Raw genomic sequence first — 19,452 nt, 5'->3', positions numbered from 1 at the left:
AGGAGGTTTCTTAAAAGTCGGTTGCCCGTTTTCATCGTGATCCTTGGTTGGTCCGAAGTTCGGGGTTATTCGTTGGCGTCGGTGGTGACCGGCGGGAGAAAGGGGTCGGGGCCGTCACGGTAACCGGGGAGTTCATCGCGTCTCAATTGCATCTCGCGGATGGCACGGGGATCAAAAATTTCCTCAGCCGGAGCCCCCTCCGCCGATACCGTTTTAGCGGTGATGAAGATCAGCAAGTTACGCTTGTCCTCGTCGAGACTCTCTGAACGGAAAAGACGACCGAGGCCGGGAATATTGCCCAAGAACGGAACCTTCGTCTCCGAGTTTTGGGTGTTTTGCTCGATAAGGCCGCCGATGCCCATGGTGTAACCGTCCTTGAGCGAGACCTGTGTCTTGGCTTTACGCGTTGCGATGATAGGAATCTGCGCACCGCCCGCGCCGCCGAAGCTGGTGAAGCCGTTCTGGCTGCTGACTTCAGGTTCGATCGTCAGCTTGATGAAACCCTGGGCATTCACTTGGGGCGTGACCTTAAGGAGAATACCCACCGGACGATACTCGAAGCCGCTGACCTCGAACGTGCCGCGTTCGGCGTTGTAGGTGTAATTGGGAATCGGATACTCGGAGCCGACGTTGATCTGCGCTTCGGTGTTGTTGAGCGTGACGACGGTCGGGTTCGAGACGAGTTTGGTGTCGTTCTGCTGCTGCAGCGCGCTGAGCACGAGGGAGAAGTCGGAGGCGGAAAAAACGGCGGAGGTCGCGCGGGCGGTGCCGCCGGTGCCGATCAAGTTACTCAACTGTGAAACCAGGTTGCTGTTCTCGTTGCGGGTCGTCGTGGTGTCGGCCACGGACGAGAGCGAGGAGTCCGTCTGCGTGTTGGTATTGGCCAGTGTGGAGGTCACCGAGCTCGAACTGTTGGCCGTCGCAGCGCCGCCCGTGGCGTTAACGCCCGTCGTCGCCGTCGATTGGGTGCCGCTGGTGCTGGTGGCATCGGTGCCATTGGAGTTGGAGTTGGTGACCACATTTTCCCCGAGCACGGTGTTGTCCGAGATGTTGGATACATCCCGGCTATTCGAAAATTCATTGCCGCGAGTGGAATCGTAAGTGCGGTTGATGCCCCCCACCCCGACTTGATAACCGGCGAGCGAGCTCCAATTGACGCCAAGATCCTTCACGTCGCGGTTGGTCACCTCGACAAACTTCGACTCGATCATGACTTGATCGGTGGCCTTGTCGAGTTGCTCGATGATGGGCCGAATACGGCTCAGACGGGACGGCCGCTCGGTGATGATAAGGGCATTGCTCCGGGCATTCACCACGATGCGTCCACCCACCGCGGTATCGATCAGCGGCTGAATCGAGCTGAGTAAATCGCCGGCCCGGGCGTAATTGATCACAAACACGTCGGTGGTGGTCGGCTCCTGCAGCAACGACTCCTGGCTGACGACTTTGATGATGTTGCCCTCTTCGACAAACGTGTAGCCCACGGGGCCGAGCACGACTTCGAAAATCTGCCGCCAGGTGACGTCGCGCAGTTTGATCGAGGTGTTGCCCTGCAAGGTGTCCGGGATGACGAGATTCAGTTCGAACAGATCGGCAACGTTGCGCAGAATGTTGCGAATTTCCTCGTCGGGAAAGTCGACGGAGAGCGTGTCGCGGCCCCGGGCCACCGAACTGGCCGTGACGTCTTCGATGATGACGGTCGGCACCACAGCTTCGGCCTCGACGGCGGTGCCCATGCCCTCACTCGTCGCCGGGGCGGAGGGAGCGGAAGGTGGGGCCGGATCGAACGGCTGGTCCATCGTGGTTTCGGTTTCGGCGGGAGGGGTCTGCGCCCATACGGTGGTCACCGCGAAAAGGCCCAGCGTGAGAGCACCCAGAAGATTGGAAAGCAGTTTGGTCCTCATGGTCAGTTGTCGTTTTTGATCGGCCGAGTGTATTCAGCTTCGCCGAGCCGGATGGTGAAGAATGACGATTCGATATCGCTGATGGTGAGAGTGTAGCGTTTACCTTGGTAAATGATCGGGAGTTGATCCCCGACGCGGATTTTTTTCTGTCCAAACAACAGCAGCGGTTGTCCGCCCAGGATCATGGTGCCCGAGGGATTCAGCTCCGGCGCGATGGTTTCCAACAGATCATAGTCGTTGGACGGTCCGGTCGGCTGAACCACTTCGGGTTCACCCGGAGCTGCGGGAGCTGGAGCCGGCGCGTTGGGCTTGGGCTTCATGCTATTCGGGAAAAAGGGATTATTGAGATCGTCGGGCAGCGATTCATCGCCGCCGCGATCCAGCATATGCACGGCTTGTTCGACGGTGGCCACGCGGCGTTGGGGCGGCAGCACGTCGGCCCGTTGCGCCCACCCCGCGGTCCCCAGCAAACCGAGCGCGAGGGCCCCGAGGATGATACGAATATTCAGGGGTCTCATTGGCGGCCGAGCAGTTGCAGGTTGAGACTGAGCACGATTTTTGGATCGGTGCCGGTAAGCGCTCCCCCCGCTTCCCGACTGGGGTTGAAATTGGAAGTCTGAAACCGGACATAGTGTCCTCCCGTTTCCAGCCGCCGCACGAAGTCCATTAGCTGGATGTAGGTGCCTTCCACCGCGACGGTGTAGGGCACGGCGGAGTAGATCGTGGCTTTCTTCGGACGGTCGGCGATGCCCTGGCGAAGGTCGATCAGGCGCAGATCCAGTTCAGATTCCAGACGATAAAAGAACTGGAGATTCGTGGCCAACGCCGATGGGTCGATGGCCCGACGGCTGATGGCATCGGTCGCCTCTTTGACCTTGGCGGCATCGGCCTGTAGACGGTTCGCGTAGCGTAAATTGTTTTTGTAGCGTTCGCTGAGCCGCGTGCGCTCCTCGAGGGTGGCCTCCAGTTCGGTGATATTCCCCGCCCGCACGTAACTGCCGATGGTGAGCAGAACGGCCAACACCCCGCACCCTACTCCCACGGGATGTTTTTTTATGAAGAAAATTATGTTTTGCGCGTCGAAGGCCATGATCGGTCCAAGGGTTATTTGCCGGTAAACTCCAAGCGTATCTCCATCGCCAGTTTGCCGGTGGTCGGGTTCCGGATCAGGCTGGTGAGGGCCGCGTCGCTAAACAGGGGGCCGAACAATTCATCCTCATCCAACGTCGCGACCAAACCAGAGGCGTAGCCGCTGGCTTCGTCAGGGGTGCCTGACACCACGCCTCGCAACGTGATGACCGATCCCCGCCAATCCACCGAATTGATCATGATGTTTTCGGGCAGGATCTCACCCAGGTGCAGCATGAAGGTGGAGAGTTTCAACGGCGCCTTCACAAACTCGGCCACTTCGTTGATTTTCTTTTCGTCCGCTTGGAACTCCTTGAAGAGCTTCACCGCGGCCGCACTGGGATACTGATCCTTCGCAATCTGATCCTCCAACCGCGATATCTCGGCGTTCATGGAATAGATCTGCATCTCCTGACTGCCGAAATTGAACAGCGTCGCCGCGGCGATCAGGATCGCGATGACATTGATGAAAAACGCCGTCCGAATCGGCTTCACATCGGGAAGTCGATCGGTGTTGCGAAAGTCGAGATGCCAAGCCGGCAGCTTCGAAGTCGCCGACTCGGTCTTATTCTTCAGTTTTGATAGCATCGTATCGAGGCATGAGACTGAGCACCCCAAACCATTCGCGGGTGAGCTCCAATTCGGCGGCACTGGGAGCAATCGTAATGCCCCGAGACTCCAACCATGGCATGAGGTTTAACTTCAACTGGCCCACGCCAAGTTGGGTCGCGATGACTTCCTCCAACCAGGACAACTTCGAGGAAAGATTGGGGCAGAACACACTGCTGATGGATTGTCCGGTCTGAACTTCGAAAAACCCGATGGAGGACTGCAACTCATGCAAGAGGCGCTTGATCAAGGTCGGGCCCATGCCGGTGAAGTCGAAGGTATTGGAGAAAAACAATTTCTTCGCCGATTCCTCGTCCTTCAAGCCGAGCTCCTTCTGCACCACTGGTATCATCGAGCTGAGCCCATGCGGCAGCAACCGCGACGCCTCGACCCCATCGGCCGAAACGATGAACGAGTGCGCGGAATTGAGCTCCAGTTCCAACACGACCACCGGCGCCTTGATCTCGTTGAACTTCAGATAGTCCGCCAGGGCACCGATGCAGGCCAGCGAGCCAAACTCCAGACGATCCGGGTAAACGCCCTCCGCCAGCACCGCATCCTGTGCTTCATCGAGGCCCTCCTTGGGAATGCCCACCACCATGACCTCTTTCTCCGTCGGGTCGGCCATGTTATACTCCGCACCGTTGGACGCATTGATGAAGGCCAAATTGTAACCTTCCGGCTCAATGCGATATTGGCTCGCGGCAAATTCGCTCAGATACCCGTCTTCCTTGACCCGTCGGGGATCGATGGTGGAACGCCGCAGCAATCGCTTTTCCGGAAACACGCTGCATTGAGCCTGCAGCAATCCATGCGTGGATTTCTTGGGCAGAAAATGCTCCAGAATCTCCCCCCAGCCTTCTTCATCGGTTTCATCGCACGCGGCGAACTCCTCAATGACCATGGGACTGGTAGCCGAATTTGCCCTCACCACCCGACGGGAGTGATTGGCGAATTCGACAAAAAGGCCTTTCGGTTTGGTGGCGAAAAACATGCGGCGGGTGACGTAGGGAGTATTCCGGGGTCTGAGTCAGCGAAAGGATGATAAGCCGACGAGACGACGGTGACATTGCAAAACTCTAACCGAAGGACCGGCAAGACAAGGCTAATTCCGGCGCTTAAGCCCTCGCAAAAAGGTATTTACCATCCATTAGCATACCCGCTCTCGCGCTCGATTTTTTACATTTAAACGCCCCATTCCGCCCACGCGAAAAACCCGCTGCATCTCCACAGCGGGTTTGAAAACGGTAGCTGAAACGGACCACGCCTACGCGTGACCGCGAGCGTTTACCATGAACGCTTCTTGTGCCGGTTCGACTTCAAGCGCTTACGACGCTTGTGCTTGTTCATTTGGAGACGGCGCTTCTTTTTGAGATTACCCATGACTGGAAAGTGATTCGATTGAAGAAAAGAGCCGGACAACCTGCCGGTCACGTTCGGGCGTGTAAAGCGCGAATTCACCGCAATTCCACCACCCGTCCTGCACGCACAAAAACCACCGCAACCGTGACCTGCGACAATGCTACTTGGGCCAATCGGGCCGCCGCCTCGGCATATTGCGTCAATTGCGGTCGGTAGCCTTCGGCTTGGGCATCCAACGACCCTTGGCCAACTTCATCAGTCTTAAAGTCGTAAACCTTTAAAGACCGGGCCATTCCGCGGTCGTCCCGCTCAACCACCACGCGATCGAAAACACCCGATGTCCAAGTCGCACCATCAGCCCATTCGTAGGCTCGCTCCCGCCATACATCGGTCTCACCCGTGGAGGGACGTTCAAAGAGGGCGCGGGTCTCCGCACTCTTCCAGAGCTCGGCGACCGCCCTGACTGCCTCCGCATCGCGGCCCGCCGTGATCATTCGCTCAACCCAGTCGCCGAGTTCCTCCGCCGTCAGCCATTCGATGGTGCCCAGCAGCTCGTGCACCGTCGTGCCCCATGCCGCCCGGGAACTCGATTTGGCCGCAAACCAGCGCTCGCCCGGCAAGAAAACGGTCGCGCCGCCCGCGGGCGTGCGAGGTGATCGACGCACCATACGCTCGATTTGCTCCGGCGGTTCAATTCGGGAGGACTCATCCGCCACCGCAACGTCCGCTTCCGGCGTCGACAGATCTCTGAACCAATCCGGATCCCCCGCCTGCCACGTTTCACCCAAGGCCTGCGTCAGCAGTTTGGGAAAATTCCGGGAACTCGATCGCCCGACCGGCTCCATCACCACGTAAAGCGCCTGCTTCGCCCGGGTGAGCGCCACGTAAAGTTTGCACAATGCCTCGTAAGCCGACTCGGCCTTCTCCGCGTCAATCTGTTCCGCGAAGACGGAATCATTCTGCGCCAACTGCATCGTGGGCAGGTCCAGCACCCAATCCACCTCGTGGTGCGCGTCCCGGTGCACGGCCAACCCCTTGCGCCGCTGGTCCACACTTTGCCCCTGCAAATCGGGCAACACCACGACATCGAACCCCAATCCTTTGGCTTTGTGCACGGTCATCACGCGGATCACTCCCGGGGCCTCCGCCTCGCGCAGCGTGTGCGCCGCCATCCAATCGAGAAACTCCGCCACATCGCGCCCGCCGTTTTCATCGAACGCTTCCGCGGCTTCGATCAATTGCCGCCCGCGCAGTCGGCTGAAGTGATCGTCCGCCGCGATATGCGGTTCCATCCGCCGCACCCAGTCGAACAACATCCCGGCAAATCCCGCCGCATCGATTTCCGCCAACACTTCCGTGCAAACCTGACTGGGATCGCGCCAACCCAACTCATCCAGCACCCGGGCCACCGGCGACATCGCGACCGCTTCCCGCGCCATGCTGTCGGCCGGATACGCCGCCCAGCGCAGCAGGGCAAGCAACCCGCATGTGAACGGGTTGTCGAAAGCGATGTGCAGGTCGCTCTCCGCGATCGCCGCCAATCCCCCCTCGGCGCGCAGATACTCCGCCAAGCGTGCGCCCGTATCGTTTTTCTGCACCAACACCGCCACGGTCAGGCCGCGCTCCGCCGGGTCGATGTCGCCCAGAATGCGCAACGTCTCCGCAAAGCGCCCCGCCTCGTCGTCCGCTTGCCGCAGCGCCGCGAACCCCGCCAGTTGGGGTCGGGCCGATTCATGCGCCCGCCAATCGCGTATCCAACGTTCCACCACGACCGGCGGGACCATCGCGCTCAACGCATCCGCCTCACCGCAGACGGCATTGACCATCGCGATCACGGCCGGTCCGGAACGCCAGGACTGCGTCAGGTGTTGCTCCCCAATCGAGCCCGGTGCCGCCTCATTGTAGTAGTCGAATATTTCCCGAAACAAACGCGCATCACCCCCGCGCCATGCGTAGATCGCCTGCTTCACGTCACCGACGTAAAAAAAGCTTCGCCGACCTTCCGGGTCCTGCACCGCCTCATCGATGAGATTTCGCAGAATCGCCCACTGCCGCCGGCTGGTGTCCTGGAATTCGTCGAGCAACCAGTGATCGAAGCGCGCGTCCAACCGCCAATCGATCAACAGTCGCCGCTCCGCGTCCATCGCGCCGGGACCATCCGGCTGCAACAGTCGCTGCACGTCGGCAAACGTAAGTTGTCCCGTGCGTCTCACTTGGTCGTCGTAGACGCGATCGTAGAGTGCCAACACCGCGTGAATACCCCGGGTGATCTCGAATTTACGAGTGAACTCCGCCGCCACGATCGCTCGCATCACCCCGGCAATCGCACGACCCGTCGCCGGATCCAGCGACACCTTGCGTCGTTCGATGGTCATGACCGCATCGCCGGCCCACAGGCCGTCCCACACGGCCAACGCATTCTTCAGCAGGTATTCCACCGGCTTCGGCAACACGGCCCCGGGCACCCACTCCTGCAGCGCCGTGAAAAAGTCCTCCCACCGGGCGCGTTGCTTTTCATTGAACTCCGCCCAGGGCAACGCCTCGCGACAACGCTCGGCCGCCGCCGCGATCGGTTCGGACTCATCCAACCACGGACAACCCTCCGGCCAGATTCGCGCCGGATTTCCCCAGGCGTCGCCGTTCGGTGCCGCCAGATAAGTTTCACCGTGCTCATCCAAAAACCGGTCCAGCCGTCGCTGCAGCCCCTTCTCCTCCACCCCGTAGGTCGCCCGTTTGAAGGCCTCCAGAAAGTCATCCCGCGCCGCCTCGCTCGTCGCGCCGACGCCAAAAATCAAGCCCAGCACACGCTGACGTTCCCGCCGGGCCGTCGCTTCCTCCAGCAACGTGAACTCACCACCGAGACCCAGCTCGAGCGGAAACGCCTGCACGAGCCGGGAAAAGAACCCATCCAACGTCCCGAGGTGCAATCGCGACATCGCGTTGATCATGGCCCGGAGCAGTCCCAGGAAATCTTCGGTCCCGAAGTCCCCCTGTTCGATCTCCCGCGCGAGCGTGCGCGCCGCCTTCGCCTCGGTCGCCGCCGCCGCCAAACGGTTCAGAATCTCGTCAAAAAACTCGCCCGCCGCCTTGCGCGTAAAAGTCAGCGCCACGATGCGCTCGGGCGGAGCCCCCAGCGCCAGCAAACGCACAAAACGAGTCGTCAGCGCATAGGTTTTCCCCGCGCCCGCCGACGCCAGAATCATCAGGTGACCGAGATCGCTCACGACGCCCCTCCCTGTTGTATCCATCCATCGGCGACACTGGCGGCCACCCCGTGATGAAACAACGTGGCCCAGTCCTCGTCCCCCCACCCCATTTCCTCCACCGGCGGCCAGAATTCACCCGCACCGATCGCCGCCGCGATATGCTCCGCGCAGGCCTCGGCCGCCGCCTGCAGCGCAGGGTCGCCCTCCGGCCAGAAAGACAGATCGGTTTCCCCCACCGCCTTGGAAAGGTTGAAATAGGCACAACTCAGCTCGGTGCCGTAATCCGCCGCCAAGGCGCGACAATAGAGCGGCAGTTGCAGATCGACCCAGCGCTTTTCCTTTCCGGCCCACTCCCAACGCAGCCACTCCGGACGCGCTAAATCGGCCTCCCGCACCCGGCCCAAATGCGCATCCAGCGGCGCGGCGGGAGCATCGGATGTCTTATAGTCGATGACCCGCACCCGGCCGTCGTCGTGGCGGTCAATCCGATCGATTTTACCGCGCACCTGCAGCGGACCGATCGGGATCGAGAATTCGTGTTCCACCGCTTCGATGCGCCATCCGTCGGTCCGGATTTGTGCCTGCAAAGCCGCCGCCCGGCGCAACCGCTGTCGCCCGGATTCCAACTGGATGACCAACGGCAAACTGCGATTTTCGCCAAAACGGGCCTGCGCCTCCGCGTCGAACTTGGCCAACAAACCGGCGCTCAAGATCGCCTCGTCCGCGCTGTCGCGCAGCGCCTCGTCCTCCCCCATCGCCTGCAGGGCCGCGTGCACCAGTGTGCCGAAGTCACGCGCGTCGAGCTCCACCTTGGCCAAGTCCAGCGCCTCCATGCGCAGCACGTGCTTCAGATAAAAGCGAAACGGACACGCCATCCAATCCCGTAACGCCGTGACGGATACACGCACCGGGGGCGGGGCCTGCCGCGGGTCCATCCGCCACGCCCGCCGCCATGGCAGGTTCGCCCCCCGCGAGGCAGCGGCCCGAAACAGATGACGCACCCGACCGGGTAGATCGGCGTCGCGCGTGAGCAACAGCAACGACGAAGGCCGCAGCGGCTCCCCGGCTCGTGTCGTTTTGCCGACCAAAATCTCCACGTCGCGCGGTCCGGGCCGCGACGCGACGGCGGCCGCCAGCAGATAAGCATCGCGGGCAAGACGCTCCGCGTTGGTGCGCAGCCCCAGCATCTCCCGCAGTGCTTCCGGCAGAAAGGCGTCACCGGAAACGGCGTCGGGTAAACATCCGTCGTTGGCCCCCGCCAGCACCAGTCGCGGCGCGTCGCTCCAGAGCAATTCCAACCATCCTCCGAGCTCCAAGGCCCCGGCCGGTTTGGGGCCAAATCGCGCTCCCTCTGTAAAGACGCGCAAAGCCCATTGCCAACGCTCCGCCGTAGTCAGCGCGTCATACAACCGCGCGGCGCGATCCACCGTCTGGACCGTTTCCACCCAATGCTCGGCCGCATCGGCCAAAGCGGAGCCCGACGCGATCGCGCGCCCCGCGTAGAACTCGCCCAGCACCGCAATGGCCGACTCGCCAAAAGGTTCCCGGAGCAGGCGTTGCCGCCAACGGTCCAAATCCGCCAGCGCCCGCGCCAACATCGGAAATCGCGCCGCCTGCCGCTGCGCCGCCGCCAGATCGGTCGGTAAAAACTCTCCCCGTAAACGGTCCCACTGTTTGAGCAAGGTTTCGGCCGAAAAGTCGACTGGGGACGCCGACCAATACTTCAACAAATCAGGTTGATGCAACAGGTGCCCGACCGCCCGCACCGACGGTTCCGCCAGCAACTCCGCCCACCCGCCGAGCAATCCATACAACGGCCCGCGCGCCCACGGTTCCCCCTCCGGATTAAAGCATGGCAATCCGGCGTTGGTGAGCTCGTTTTGCAACGGTGCCGCCACCGCCGGGTCCGCCAGTGTCACCGTCAACCATTCGTCCGGCTCGGGGGCCTGCGCGGCAATGGTCGCGATGCGTTGCGCCTGCGCGCTCGGGTCGGGTTCCAACCGCACTTGTTGATCAAACGCGGGCAGGGCAAAGGGACGTGGCGACCAATGGTCCGTGCGCGGACGCCCCCACGCATCAAATCGAGCCGCCCCATCTTCATCGGGCTCACCCACCACCACCACATCCACGCGCACGTGCATCGCCAACGCTTCCAAGTAGCGGCGAGCCACCGCCAACAAATCGGGGGCGGCCAGCACGGCCGCACGACGACACCCCGGTGGCAGCGTCACCGCGCTCAGCGCCCGGCGTTCTGCCGCAGCGCGCGCGGTAAGTCCCGCTCCGGCCAATACGTCGTCGAAAGCGCCCTCGAGGCGGGCGAGTTGCTGCCACCGCACCGTCTCGGGAAAGTCGGGCGTGGCCGCGACATCGACCATGCGCAGGCCCTCCTCCCCCAACTCGCCCTGCACGCGCTGCAACCGTGTCGCCAGCGCGTGGGCCCAGTTAAAATCCCGGCGAGGCGGGTCCAACGGAATCACTGCCCGATATTCCGACAACCGCGCCTCCAGCAATACTCGCACCCAGGCCATCTGCGCTTCGCTGCGACTGGCGATCGCTGGCAGCGCGGCCAAGGTCGCCGGCAACGCCTCGGGCATCATCACCCGTGGGGGAAAAACCGCCTGACCGCTTGCGGCGGCGAGCACGGCCAACGCTTCACGCAAACGACGCCCCGCTCCCCGGCTGGGCACGACCACCACCCAATCGCCCAAATCCAACGGCTCGTCGCCACGCCACGCCACTTCCTCGGCCAACCATTTCGCCACGGTGCGCGGCACGGGTTGATCCCACGGCAACACAGTCAAAGCAGGAGAAGCGGTAGCAGAGTCGGGCAAGGAACTCATCAGCTACCGGTCTCGGCCCACCACGCCAAAACAAAAACCCCGCAAAGCCGAAGCTGCGCGGGGTTTTTAAAAAACGGAGAACGAAGAAACTCGCTTACTTGGCGAGGATCTTGGCCACGTGGGACTTGGTCCGGGCGGAAGCGTTGCGATGCACGACGCCGGACTTGGTGGCGCGATCCATGGCGGAGGCCAAGGCGGAGCCCGCCGTTTTGACCGCATCCTTGTCACCGGCTTCGACAGCGGTGTTGAGCTTCTTGCGGAGAGTCTTCAGACGGGTCTTTACCGCTTTGTTGCGGGCGGTGTTGCGCTCGGTCTGGCGAGCGGCTTTGAGTGCGGACGTGGTGTTTGCCATGATGATTGTGAAAGTTGTAAGAGGTCGAAAAACTCAAACCACCGCAGTCGAGTCAAGGGCGAATTGGTCCCGGTCGTGTCCCGCGTTGGAACGTCTCGGTCCGGAGAAACCATGTTCGACTGCCTGCGAAGCGTTGTAATGTTTGCATGACAAACCCAAATCAACCCTTTCCAGCCACAGGCCTCGTGCCTTAACTGGTCCGTTCGAGTCGTCGCCACCACACCACCAGCCAATATGAGTCTCATCGAATCCCCGCCGCGCAATTCACGCATCCTCATCGTGGATGACAGCGTGTTGGTCCGGGAAGGGATTCGCTCCGTGATTCAAACGCACAACTCCGAGGACCGCCTGGAAGTTTGCGGCGAGGCCGGTTCTGTCGCCGAGGCCATCGAACAAGCCCTGCTCCTGAAACCGGACTTGATCCTGCTGGATATTCGGCTGCCGGACGGAACCGGGTTTTCCGCCTGCCGCACCATTCTCAAGTCTTTGCCCAGCACGCGAGTTATCGTGCTGACGTCCTTTTCCAACGACGGATTCGTTTACGAGGCGATCACCAGCGGCGTCACCGGTTACCTCATGAAGGAGATCGACCCGGCGGGCTTGATGAACGCGATCCACTGCGTGCTGAGCGGTAAATCAATTCTCTCCCCCGACATCACGGCCGGAGTCATGCAACGGCTGCGCGGCGAAGAGCCCCGGGCCGGCGACACCAGCTTGAAAGATTTGTCCGCCCAGGAGTTTCGGGTGCTGGCGCGCGTGGCGGAAGGCAAAACCAACAAACAAATCGGCGACGAGCTCAGCCTCAGCGATAACACCGTTAAGAACTACCTCGGCAGCGTCTTCGATAAATTGCAGGTCAGAAGGCGCTCCCAAGCCGCCGCGGTTTTCATTCAGTCGCAGAACCAAAAAGAGCGCGGCGCTGATTGGACCTAGGTATAGGCCCGTTACGGCCTATTGGCGTAGGGCAATAAAAACGTCCGTCTTCCTCTAACTCTTCGCGTTTCATCGGCGGTATGCTGACGGCGATGAATGCAGCGCCATCAGTCCGGTCCTTGCCGCGCGGTCGGAAACGACGCCGCGGTTTCACAATCATGGAGGTCACCATGGCGACCTTTGTGATGGCATTCGGGCTCTCCACCTCGATCTACACCATGGTGCGGGGCTTCAAAACCTTGGACGTTGCCCGTAACATTACGCTCTCGTCCCAAGTGTTGCAGAGCGAAATGGAGCGACTCCGGCTGATGGATTGGGCCGACATCGCCTCGCTCACCGGCACCAGCACGGTGGATCTTTCCAGTGTTTTCTCGGATGACGCCGCGCTTGCTGCTCGCTTCACCCTCAATCGCACGGTCAGCGACGTCGCCGGCAAGGTCGGCGAAATGAAGGAAATCATCCTGCAGGTCACATGGACCGCGGTGGACGGTCGCTCCCTATCCCGCCAATTCCGCACCTATTACGCGAAAGATGGACTTTATGATTACTATTACACGCTCGCCCGATCGTAACCGCCAGCGGGGTATCTCACTCGTCGAAGTCATGGTCGGGGCCACGATTGCGGCCTTCGTGATGACGGGGGTCATGACCACGTTTTTGTTTCTGGGCCGCAGTGGCGCCAACATCAGCAACTATGCCGAGATGGAAAGCGAAGCCCGCGTGGGGCTGGAGTATTTTGCCCAGGACACGCGGCAAGCATCGGAGCTGACGTGGAACTCGGCCAACAGTGTCACCCTGACGGTCAACGGCGTTGCCATCACCTATGCGCATGACGCCGCCGCCAAGACCTTCACTCGCCAGGCCGGTGCCGGGGCCACCACCACCATGATCGATGGGATTCTTACCTTCAAATTCGACGGTTACATGATCACGGGCGCCCAGGTCGATGTCAGCGATCTGTCGACCATCGCCAAACGGGACGCGGCCAGCGATGTCACCAAGCAATTGCAGGTCTACCTGAAGGCATCCCGGGTCACCACCACCGTCTCGGCCGCGACCAACACCGTGCTTTCCGCCCGGTATATTCTTCGCAACAAACGCGTTTCGGCATGATCCGTCCCTGCTCCCGCTCCGGTCAGCGCGGTTCGTTGCTGGTCGTCGCCATGCTGCTCACCATCGTGATCGGCATCTCGTTGGTCAGCTACATCAACATCGGCCAGACCAATCTCAATGTTTCCCACCGGGCCTTTTATGCCAACGCGGCGATCAACCTCGCCGAAACCGGCTTGGAACAAGCGATGTGGTCCATCAACAAGGCCGTCGATGCCGACCCCAACGCATGGACGGATTGGACCACCTCCGGCGCGAACGCGTGGCGCAACTTCACCGGATTTCAGTTCGACGCCAACTCCACCGGCAACGTGCGCGTCTACGTCCGCAACTACAGCCTCGCCGTCGCGCCGGTCATCGTCGCGCGCTCGACGATTACGCCAGCCCAGGGTGCGGTCATTGAAAAGTGGATTCGCGTCAGCCTCTCGAAGCGTTCGCTTTTTGCCAACGGGCTCGTGGCCAAGGATACCCTGACGTTCAGCGGTGGCAACGCCTCGGTCGACAGCTACGACTCCCGCTTGGGCAGCTACGACGCCAATCTCGGCGGCGGTAACCGCAATCGCTACGACCGGGGCAGCGCCGGCAGCGGATCAGTGGCCGTCAACAGCTTCAGCCTCAGCAACTCCGACATCTGGGGCTACGTTTCAATCGGCACCGCCGATTATTCGGGGCTCGACGTGGGACCCAACGGAATCGTTGGCGACTTCACCGCTTCCGCCGGCACCATCGACTACTCCCGGGTCACCACGGATTTCACCACCAATTTCGAGGACACCAGCGCTCCCACCACCGCTGGCTACTCCATTGCCACGATTAACGGCGCGACCGCCCTGCCCCGGGTATTGGATACGCCCGCCGCCGACGGCGTTTATTACTACGATGTGGGCAGCATTTCGTTGAGCGGTAATGCGAGTAAACAACTGGTCATCAACTCCGGTTTCGACGTGGTCATCCGCATCACCACTCCGAGCGGTGCCGGGGTGAGCCTCGGCGGCCAAACCTCGATCCAAGTGCTTAACGGCGGCAGTTTGCAGATGTATGCGTCCTGCGATGTTTCCATCTCGGGCCGGGGCATCGCCAACGCCAATGATCCCGAGGCTTTTCAATTCTGGAGCACCAAAGCGGCGGGATCCGCCGGGACCCAATCCGTTTCCATCTCAGGAAACGGTCAACTCAGCGCCGTGGTTTACGCCCCCAACGCCGATGTCACCATGAACGGCGGCGGAGCCAGCGGCAGCGTTTACGGCGCGATCGTGGCCGACAGCATCACCGTGACCGGCGGCAGCGCGTTCCACTACGATGAAGCCCTCTCCGATATGACGGATGGCAACCCGTTCGGCATCGCCGGTTGGACCGAACTCACCTCCGCCGCGGATCGGACCCTTTACGCCGGAGTCTTGAGCTTCTAGGTCATGAAATTTCATGATTATCGCACAAAAGTAAGTAGGACCCGAACCCGTTTTGCGTAGTTCCTCGGTTTGCAACACAGCGGGCATTTACAACGCTGTTATTCATGAAAGCGAACCAACCGTCCTCCCCCCCGACCCTCTACGGCCGGGCGAAGACCAAGTGTCGCCGTGCCTTCACCCTCATCGAAGTCATGGCCGCCACGGGCGTGCTTTCCATGGCACTCTCTTCTGCGGTAATCGTTATCCAAGCGGGATTAAGCAATCTCGATACCGCTCGCACCAGCACCGCCGCCTCCCAGATGATTCAAAGCGAAATGGAGCGGATTCGCTTGCTGAACTGGACCAACATTTCGGCCCTGCCGGCCGAAGAAGTGCTGGATATTTCTGAATTTCATACCGCTGGCACCATCGCCGGCGATCGCCTGGAAATCGTTCGCCGCGTGAGCGACGTAGCGGGTTACGCCTCCGAGATGAAGGAAATCGATATCACCGCCACCTGGACCGCGATCAGCGGTCGGGAGCTCTCCCGGGTTTTCCGCATGCGGTATGCCCGCAACGGACTTTTTGATTACTACTACAATCATGCTCAAAACTAAGCCAAAATCCCGCCGGGGGTTTTCACTGGCGGAGCTGATGGTGGCGGTGACGATTTCCGCATTCGTTCTCGCCGGCGTGATGAGCACCTATCTCTACCTCGGTCGGGGCGGCGTTAGTCTGAGCCAATACAACGACATGGAGGCGCAGGCCCGCATGACGTTTCAAATTTTTGGTCAAGATTGCCGCGAAGCGACCGATGCAGATTGGACGAACACCAAAACGCTGGAACTCGTCGTCAATGGGTCCACCGTGACCTACACGTTCAATGCCGACGGAGCCACCTTCACCCGTTCCGTGAACGGCACGACCGAAGTGCTGGCCGACGAAATCACCGACTTCACTTTCAAGGCATTCGATATCAACACCACCGAACTTGACGTCGAAGCCGCGCCCACGGTGGTGGGCGATGCCGCCAAAATGATTCAGGTCGACCTCGACCTGACCCGAAAGGCGAACACGAACGTGGATTCCACCCAACGCTTGATCTCCGCTCGGTTCGTCCTGCGGAACAAAAGGGTAAGTTGACGTGCGACCCAACGGTTCCTTCGCAACCGATCATGACCGACGCGCCAATCGCGGGGGCGTTTTGCTCGCCGCCCTCATCTTCGTGGCGGTCATCGCTCTCACCCTGACCAGCTACCTCACGCTCAGTCATTCCACCGCGACGATTTCGCACCGTTCCGTTTATTTGACGGCCGCTTACGACTTGGCCGAGACGGGGCTGGAACATGGCCTTTGGTCCCTCAATCAGGCCAATACCGGCAACGCGGCGGCCTGGGACGGCTGGACCACCAGCGGATCGACTGCCACGCGCAAGTTTGACGGATTCGCCTACAGCGGAAACGTCACCGGATACGTGAAGGTGCTGGTGGAGAACTACAACGGCTCCCCGCCCACTGTGGTGGCCCGCAGCGTGATTCAGCTCGCCGACGGCAGCGAAGTGGAAAAGTGGCTGCGAATCGGCATCACCACGCGGACGCTGTTTTCCTACGGGTTGTTGGCCCGCGAAACCATTGTGGCGAGCGGGGGAGCTTGGTTCGACAGCTGGATTTCCGATCCCGACAACGACCCCACCACCCCGGCCGTGCCCTGGAGCTCGGGCGTGGCGCTGGACAACAGCCGCATGGCCACCGTTTCCGGCGCGTTGCCGTCCGTCAGCATCGGCAGTTCGGACGTGTATGGCGTCGTCTCCGTGGGGGCCGGCAGCAGCGCCGGACTCGCCATGAGCTGGGGCGGACAGGTCGGCCCCAGAGGCATGGCCATCTCTGGACCCTACAACGTCGCCCCGGGCGCTTTGGCGACCAATTTTACCGCCGCCTTTGAGGATGTGGAACCACCCACCGGCGGCACCGTGAGGGTCCCCTACATCCTCCCCCGCAGCGTCAGTGGACCACCGTGGTATCTGAGCTCCGAGACCATGGGAGCCCCGGGCGTCGCGACTTCGTATCAGCTCAATAGCCTGAAGGTCGAAGGTGCCGCGACCCTGACCATCGAAGGAGATGTCACCCTCTACCTGCCGCCCGACAGCATTGAAACCATCAGGGTCGCCGCCAGCGGCAAGATCGTGCTCGCCTCCGACGCCACGCTTACCATCTACACGCCGGGAGACATTGATATCTCGGGCGCCGGGATCACAAATCCGGCCGCCCCCGTGGCACTGCAAATCTGGAGCACGCGCAATGGCGTCTCCGGCCAAAGCATCCGACTGACAGGCAGTGGCGCCTTGAACGCGCTGATCTACGCCCCCGACGCCGATCTTACCCTGCCCGGCAGCACGGACTTTGCGGGCTCCGCCATCGTGAAGTCGGCCACATTGACTGGCAGCGGCGCTTATCACTACGACGAGTCGCTGAAGAACTTCGGTTCGGGCGGCTCGCTGAAAATTTCCAGCTACTCCGAATTGAATTCCCCCGTGGATCGTGCGCCTTACGCCGCCATCGGTGGTCCGTAGGAAATAGGAGGCACCAGCGCTGAAAACGCAGTCGGTAGCGGGCAAGGCGGAGCTGAGAAGCTGGGCCTGTAGCCACCGCTTTTCGGCGAGAACGCCGTCCGGGATCGGCTCCGTCCCAGGCCGCAGGGTGAGTGTGAAATGAGGCTGGCGCTGGTTCGTCCTATTTCCAACACACACCCCGGCCGGTCCGGCGGAGAAAAACTTGGTTCCGGGGCCGATAAGCCGGATTCTGTTCCGCGTCGCGAACGACGCGTGGATCGTCATTTATCTCAAGCCCTCGCTGTTGCCAGGAGGACCTGCCCGCCATGGCTCAGAACCCGAAGGACCTGAACAACGGTGGGTGCGACATACCCGCGGCTTAAAACCGGGCCGGTCAGCCGCCTATTTTGCCTTGCACCGGAAGGGGTTTATCCTGCCGCCGACTTTGCAGCCGGCGCGGTGGGCTCTTACCCCACCTTTTCACCTTTTCCGCACCGCCTTACGACGACACGGTAGTTTGTTTTCTGTGACACTGATCCGTCGACGCGCCTTGACGCGCGCCGCCCGTGCTTGCGGTGAAGCTCGCACGGCATCCTGCCCTGTGGTGTCCGGACTTTCCTCTCCGGGAGTTAATCTTATCGAGCGCGGCGATTAACCGCGCCTTGGGATACAAAGAACCCCGGAGCGACGATCTGGCCCCGGAACCAAGCCGACCACATTCTTCGTTTCCCGCGCCGAAAGCAAGCCCGTCGCGCGGGCGCCAAAAGTCAGGACGTTTCCCACCAAATGATGCGCCCACATTGGTCGCAGGTGGCCAATTCCTCGCCTTTGCGCGCCACCGACTCGTTTTCGCCGGACACTTTAAGATGACACCCTCCACAGTTGCCGCCCACCACGGCCGCGCAGGCCGGAAACTGGCGCTCCGCAATGCGATCGAAAACGCGTAAAAACTTTTCGCTGATCGGCTCCCGGGCCGTGCTCACTTCGCCCTCCGCCGCAGCGAGTTCGCTCGCCAGACTCGTTTTGCGCTGGGCCAGCGTGGCGAGCTTGGATTCGTGATCGGCGATGTTGGTCTTCAGCTCTGTCTCGGCCGCCGCGAAGCGACTCTTGGCCGCATCAATGGCATACATGATCTCAAGCTCCTGCTCCTCCATGCCACTCACTTTAGCGCTCATGGTCTCGATCTCGTGACCCAGCGCTTGATACTCGTCGTTCTTTTTCACCAACGACTGCTGCGTGCGGTATTTGGCGAGTTTCTCCTCGGCCGATCCGATTTCCGTCTCGAGTAACTTCTTTTTGGATTCGAGTTCCCGCCATTCGTTTTTAGCCGCGTCGATCGCTTGCTTCTCCGCATCGATTTTGGCCTGCACCCGCGCCACATCCCCGGGAATCATGTCCAGTTGCTGCTGCAAAGCGCGTCGGCTCTGCTCGCGGTCTTGGAGGATCAACAGGGGTTCAATGGCAGGGTGTCGCATGGAGAAAAATTGGAGGTAGGTCGGGAAGCTGAGATTCTATATGTAATACATCTCCTCCGAGCTGGTATTGACCATCATATCCAGGGTGCAGGAGCGACATTTCTCTTCCAAAGTCTCCCGCACGGACCGCCATACCGTGTCGACCTTGGCCCCGCTGAAGCCTTCGCCCGAACCATTCAGTTCCAACACGTCGCCTTCGATCAACCGCACGATGTCGAAGAGCGTGACCTCCTCCGGCGGACGGGCCAACGCGTAACCGCCCTGTTTGCCCCGCTTGCTGGAGATCAGGCCGCCGTTGCGCAGCTCGCTGAGGATTTGCACCAGATAATTGGCCGGCACGCCCTCCGCCTTGGCCAACGACTCGATGTGAGCCAACTCGTCGCGGCCATACGAGCGCGCCAATTGCGCCAAAACCCGACAGGCATAGTCTACTTTGACCGATAACTTCACTCGATCGCGGACGCTAAAGCCCAATCTTTAGTCGGCAACCTCTAATACCCGAAAAGAACCCGATAACCGGCCTAAAAATTCGATTGTGACAGTTCTGCTTTTGCTATGCTCTTTGACCCTTAAATCCCGTCACTTTCCCACTTCTGC

General features: G+C 61.0%; 18 protein-coding genes and 1 other RNA gene. 7 read left to right on the top strand and 12 right to left on the bottom strand.

Features of this window, described 5'->3' with window-relative positions; translation table 11 throughout:
• Nucleotides 1–65 precede the first annotated feature (65 nt).
• From PXH66_RS01185 to rpsT, 9 genes are all read right to left on the bottom strand, one after another.
• Nucleotides 66–1,904, bottom strand: coding sequence for a secretin N-terminal domain-containing protein (locus PXH66_RS01185; protein ID WP_330929409.1), 1,839 nt, complete (start codon nucleotides 1,902–1,904; stop codon nucleotides 66–68).
• Between the two features lie 2 nt (nucleotides 1,905–1,906).
• Nucleotides 1,907–2,422, bottom strand: a complete 516-nt coding sequence (locus tag PXH66_RS01180; protein ID WP_330929408.1) for a hypothetical protein — start codon at nucleotides 2,420–2,422, stop codon at nucleotides 1,907–1,909.
• Entirely contained in the window at nucleotides 2,419–2,928 is a 510-nt protein-coding gene (locus tag PXH66_RS01175) for a hypothetical protein (protein WP_330932196.1), read from the bottom strand. The genes PXH66_RS01180 and PXH66_RS01175 overlap by 4 nt, the downstream gene beginning before the upstream one ends.
• Nucleotides 2,929–3,008: 80 nt before the next feature.
• The gene (locus PXH66_RS01170; protein WP_330929406.1) at nucleotides 3,009–3,620 is read right to left on the bottom strand and encodes a hypothetical protein; all 612 of its coding nucleotides are present in this window, start codon (nucleotides 3,618–3,620) and stop codon (nucleotides 3,009–3,011) included.
• A complete protein-coding gene (locus PXH66_RS01165; protein ID WP_330929405.1) occupies nucleotides 3,598–4,635 on the bottom strand; it encodes a hypothetical protein in 1,038 nt (345 codons plus the stop codon). Before PXH66_RS01165 ends, PXH66_RS01170 begins: the two co-directional genes overlap by 23 nt.
• 293 nt (nucleotides 4,636–4,928) lie before the next feature.
• Nucleotides 4,929–5,024: an AURKAIP1/COX24 domain-containing protein gene (locus PXH66_RS23085; RefSeq protein ID WP_221030630.1), complete on the bottom strand. Its 96-nt coding sequence runs from the start codon at nucleotides 5,022–5,024 to the stop codon at nucleotides 4,929–4,931.
• A gap of 74 nt (nucleotides 5,025–5,098) precedes the next feature.
• Nucleotides 5,099–8,227 (bottom strand): UvrD-helicase domain-containing protein, encoded by a 3,129-nt coding sequence (locus PXH66_RS01160; RefSeq protein WP_330929404.1) that lies wholly within the window; start codon nucleotides 8,225–8,227, stop codon nucleotides 5,099–5,101.
• On the bottom strand, nucleotides 8,224–11,049 hold the full coding sequence (locus PXH66_RS01155) for a PD-(D/E)XK nuclease family protein (RefSeq protein WP_330932195.1): 2,826 nt from the start codon (nucleotides 11,047–11,049) through the stop codon (nucleotides 8,224–8,226). Before PXH66_RS01155 ends, PXH66_RS01160 begins: the two co-directional genes overlap by 4 nt.
• Before the next feature lie 94 nt (nucleotides 11,050–11,143).
• Nucleotides 11,144–11,401, bottom strand: a complete 258-nt coding sequence (gene rpsT / locus PXH66_RS01150; protein WP_330929403.1) for a 30S ribosomal protein S20 — start codon at nucleotides 11,399–11,401, stop codon at nucleotides 11,144–11,146.
• 234 nt (nucleotides 11,402–11,635) lie between these two features.
• Between rpsT and PXH66_RS01145 the strand changes: the two genes are divergently transcribed.
• The 7 genes from PXH66_RS01145 to PXH66_RS01115 all read left to right on the top strand — a co-directional run bounded on the left by PXH66_RS01145 (nucleotide 11,636) and on the right by PXH66_RS01115 (nucleotide 17,401).
• A complete protein-coding gene (locus tag PXH66_RS01145; protein ID WP_330929402.1) occupies nucleotides 11,636–12,334 on the top strand; it encodes a response regulator in 699 nt (232 codons plus the stop codon).
• Nucleotides 12,335–12,492: 158 nt separating this feature from the next.
• A complete protein-coding gene (locus PXH66_RS01140) occupies nucleotides 12,493–12,906 on the top strand; it encodes a hypothetical protein (RefSeq protein WP_330929401.1) in 414 nt (137 codons plus the stop codon).
• Nucleotides 12,875–13,447 (top strand): PilW family protein, encoded by a 573-nt coding sequence (locus PXH66_RS01135; RefSeq protein ID WP_330929400.1) that lies wholly within the window; start codon nucleotides 12,875–12,877, stop codon nucleotides 13,445–13,447. The genes PXH66_RS01140 and PXH66_RS01135 overlap by 32 nt, the downstream gene beginning before the upstream one ends.
• Nucleotides 13,444–14,853: a DUF7305 domain-containing protein gene (locus PXH66_RS01130; RefSeq protein ID WP_330929399.1), complete on the top strand. Its 1,410-nt coding sequence runs from the start codon at nucleotides 13,444–13,446 to the stop codon at nucleotides 14,851–14,853. Before PXH66_RS01135 ends, PXH66_RS01130 begins: the two co-directional genes overlap by 4 nt.
• Before the next feature lie 104 nt (nucleotides 14,854–14,957).
• The gene (locus tag PXH66_RS01125) at nucleotides 14,958–15,449 is read left to right on the top strand and encodes a type IV pilus modification PilV family protein (protein ID WP_330929398.1); all 492 of its coding nucleotides are present in this window, start codon (nucleotides 14,958–14,960) and stop codon (nucleotides 15,447–15,449) included.
• A complete protein-coding gene (locus PXH66_RS01120; protein ID WP_330929397.1) occupies nucleotides 15,436–15,975 on the top strand; it encodes a PulJ/GspJ family protein in 540 nt (179 codons plus the stop codon). Before PXH66_RS01125 ends, PXH66_RS01120 begins: the two co-directional genes overlap by 14 nt.
• A gap of 1 nt (nucleotide 15,976) precedes the next feature.
• The gene (locus tag PXH66_RS01115; RefSeq protein ID WP_330929396.1) at nucleotides 15,977–17,401 is read left to right on the top strand and encodes a DUF7305 domain-containing protein; all 1,425 of its coding nucleotides are present in this window, start codon (nucleotides 15,977–15,979) and stop codon (nucleotides 17,399–17,401) included.
• Between the two features lie 202 nt (nucleotides 17,402–17,603).
• Here the strand turns inward: PXH66_RS01115 and rnpB are convergent.
• The 3 genes from rnpB to PXH66_RS01100 all read right to left on the bottom strand — a co-directional run bounded on the left by rnpB (nucleotide 17,604) and on the right by PXH66_RS01100 (nucleotide 19,305).
• An RNA gene (gene rnpB / locus PXH66_RS01110) (RNase P RNA component class A) lies at nucleotides 17,604–18,048 on the bottom strand.
• 99 nt (nucleotides 18,049–18,147) lie between these two features.
• A complete protein-coding gene (locus PXH66_RS01105; RefSeq protein ID WP_330929395.1) occupies nucleotides 18,148–18,855 on the bottom strand; it encodes a zinc ribbon domain-containing protein in 708 nt (235 codons plus the stop codon).
• 36 nt (nucleotides 18,856–18,891) lie between these two features.
• Complete coding sequence (locus PXH66_RS01100) at nucleotides 18,892–19,305, bottom strand: RrF2 family transcriptional regulator (RefSeq protein WP_330929394.1); 414 nt, start codon at nucleotides 19,303–19,305, stop codon at nucleotides 18,892–18,894.
• Nucleotides 19,306–19,452: the final 147 nt, after the last annotated feature.

Source organism: Synoicihabitans lomoniglobus (assembly GCF_029023725.1).
GTDB lineage: Bacteria > Verrucomicrobiota > Verrucomicrobiia > Opitutales > Opitutaceae > Actomonas > Actomonas lomonigloba.
Note: the sequence above shows the minus strand (reverse complement) of the source record. Positions and strands in the feature narration are given on the sequence as shown.

What these genes read in the sequence shown, in the direction of transcription:
- PXH66_RS23085 (WP_221030630.1), bottom strand. Translation starts at nt 5,024, where the DNA reads ATGGGTAATCTCAAAAAGAAGCGCCGTCTCCAAATGAACAAGCACAAG.
- PXH66_RS01180 (WP_330929408.1), bottom strand. Translation starts at nt 2,422, where the DNA reads ATGAGACCCCTGAATATTCGTATCATCCTCGGGGCCCTCGCGCTCGGT.
- PXH66_RS01155 (WP_330932195.1), bottom strand. Translation starts at nt 11,049, where the DNA reads ATGAGTTCCTTGCCCGACTCTGCTACCGCTTCTCCTGCTTTGACTGTG.
- PXH66_RS01120 (WP_330929397.1), top strand. Translation starts at nt 15,436, where the DNA reads ATGCTCAAAACTAAGCCAAAATCCCGCCGGGGGTTTTCACTGGCGGAG.
- PXH66_RS01140 (WP_330929401.1), top strand. Translation starts at nt 12,493, where the DNA reads ATGGAGGTCACCATGGCGACCTTTGTGATGGCATTCGGGCTCTCCACC.
- PXH66_RS01125 (WP_330929398.1), top strand. Translation starts at nt 14,958, where the DNA reads ATGAAAGCGAACCAACCGTCCTCCCCCCCGACCCTCTACGGCCGGGCG.
- rpsT (WP_330929403.1), bottom strand. Translation starts at nt 11,401, where the DNA reads ATGGCAAACACCACGTCCGCACTCAAAGCCGCTCGCCAGACCGAGCGC.
- PXH66_RS01145 (WP_330929402.1), top strand. Translation starts at nt 11,636, where the DNA reads ATGAGTCTCATCGAATCCCCGCCGCGCAATTCACGCATCCTCATCGTG.
- PXH66_RS01170 (WP_330929406.1), bottom strand. Translation starts at nt 3,620, where the DNA reads ATGCTATCAAAACTGAAGAATAAGACCGAGTCGGCGACTTCGAAGCTG.
- PXH66_RS01105 (WP_330929395.1), bottom strand. Translation starts at nt 18,855, where the DNA reads ATGCGACACCCTGCCATTGAACCCCTGTTGATCCTCCAAGACCGCGAG.
- PXH66_RS01185 (WP_330929409.1), bottom strand. Translation starts at nt 1,904, where the DNA reads ATGAGGACCAAACTGCTTTCCAATCTTCTGGGTGCTCTCACGCTGGGC.
- PXH66_RS01165 (WP_330929405.1), bottom strand. Translation starts at nt 4,635, where the DNA reads ATGTTTTTCGCCACCAAACCGAAAGGCCTTTTTGTCGAATTCGCCAAT.
- PXH66_RS01130 (WP_330929399.1), top strand. Translation starts at nt 13,444, where the DNA reads ATGATCCGTCCCTGCTCCCGCTCCGGTCAGCGCGGTTCGTTGCTGGTC.
- PXH66_RS01135 (WP_330929400.1), top strand. Translation starts at nt 12,875, where the DNA reads ATGATTACTATTACACGCTCGCCCGATCGTAACCGCCAGCGGGGTATC.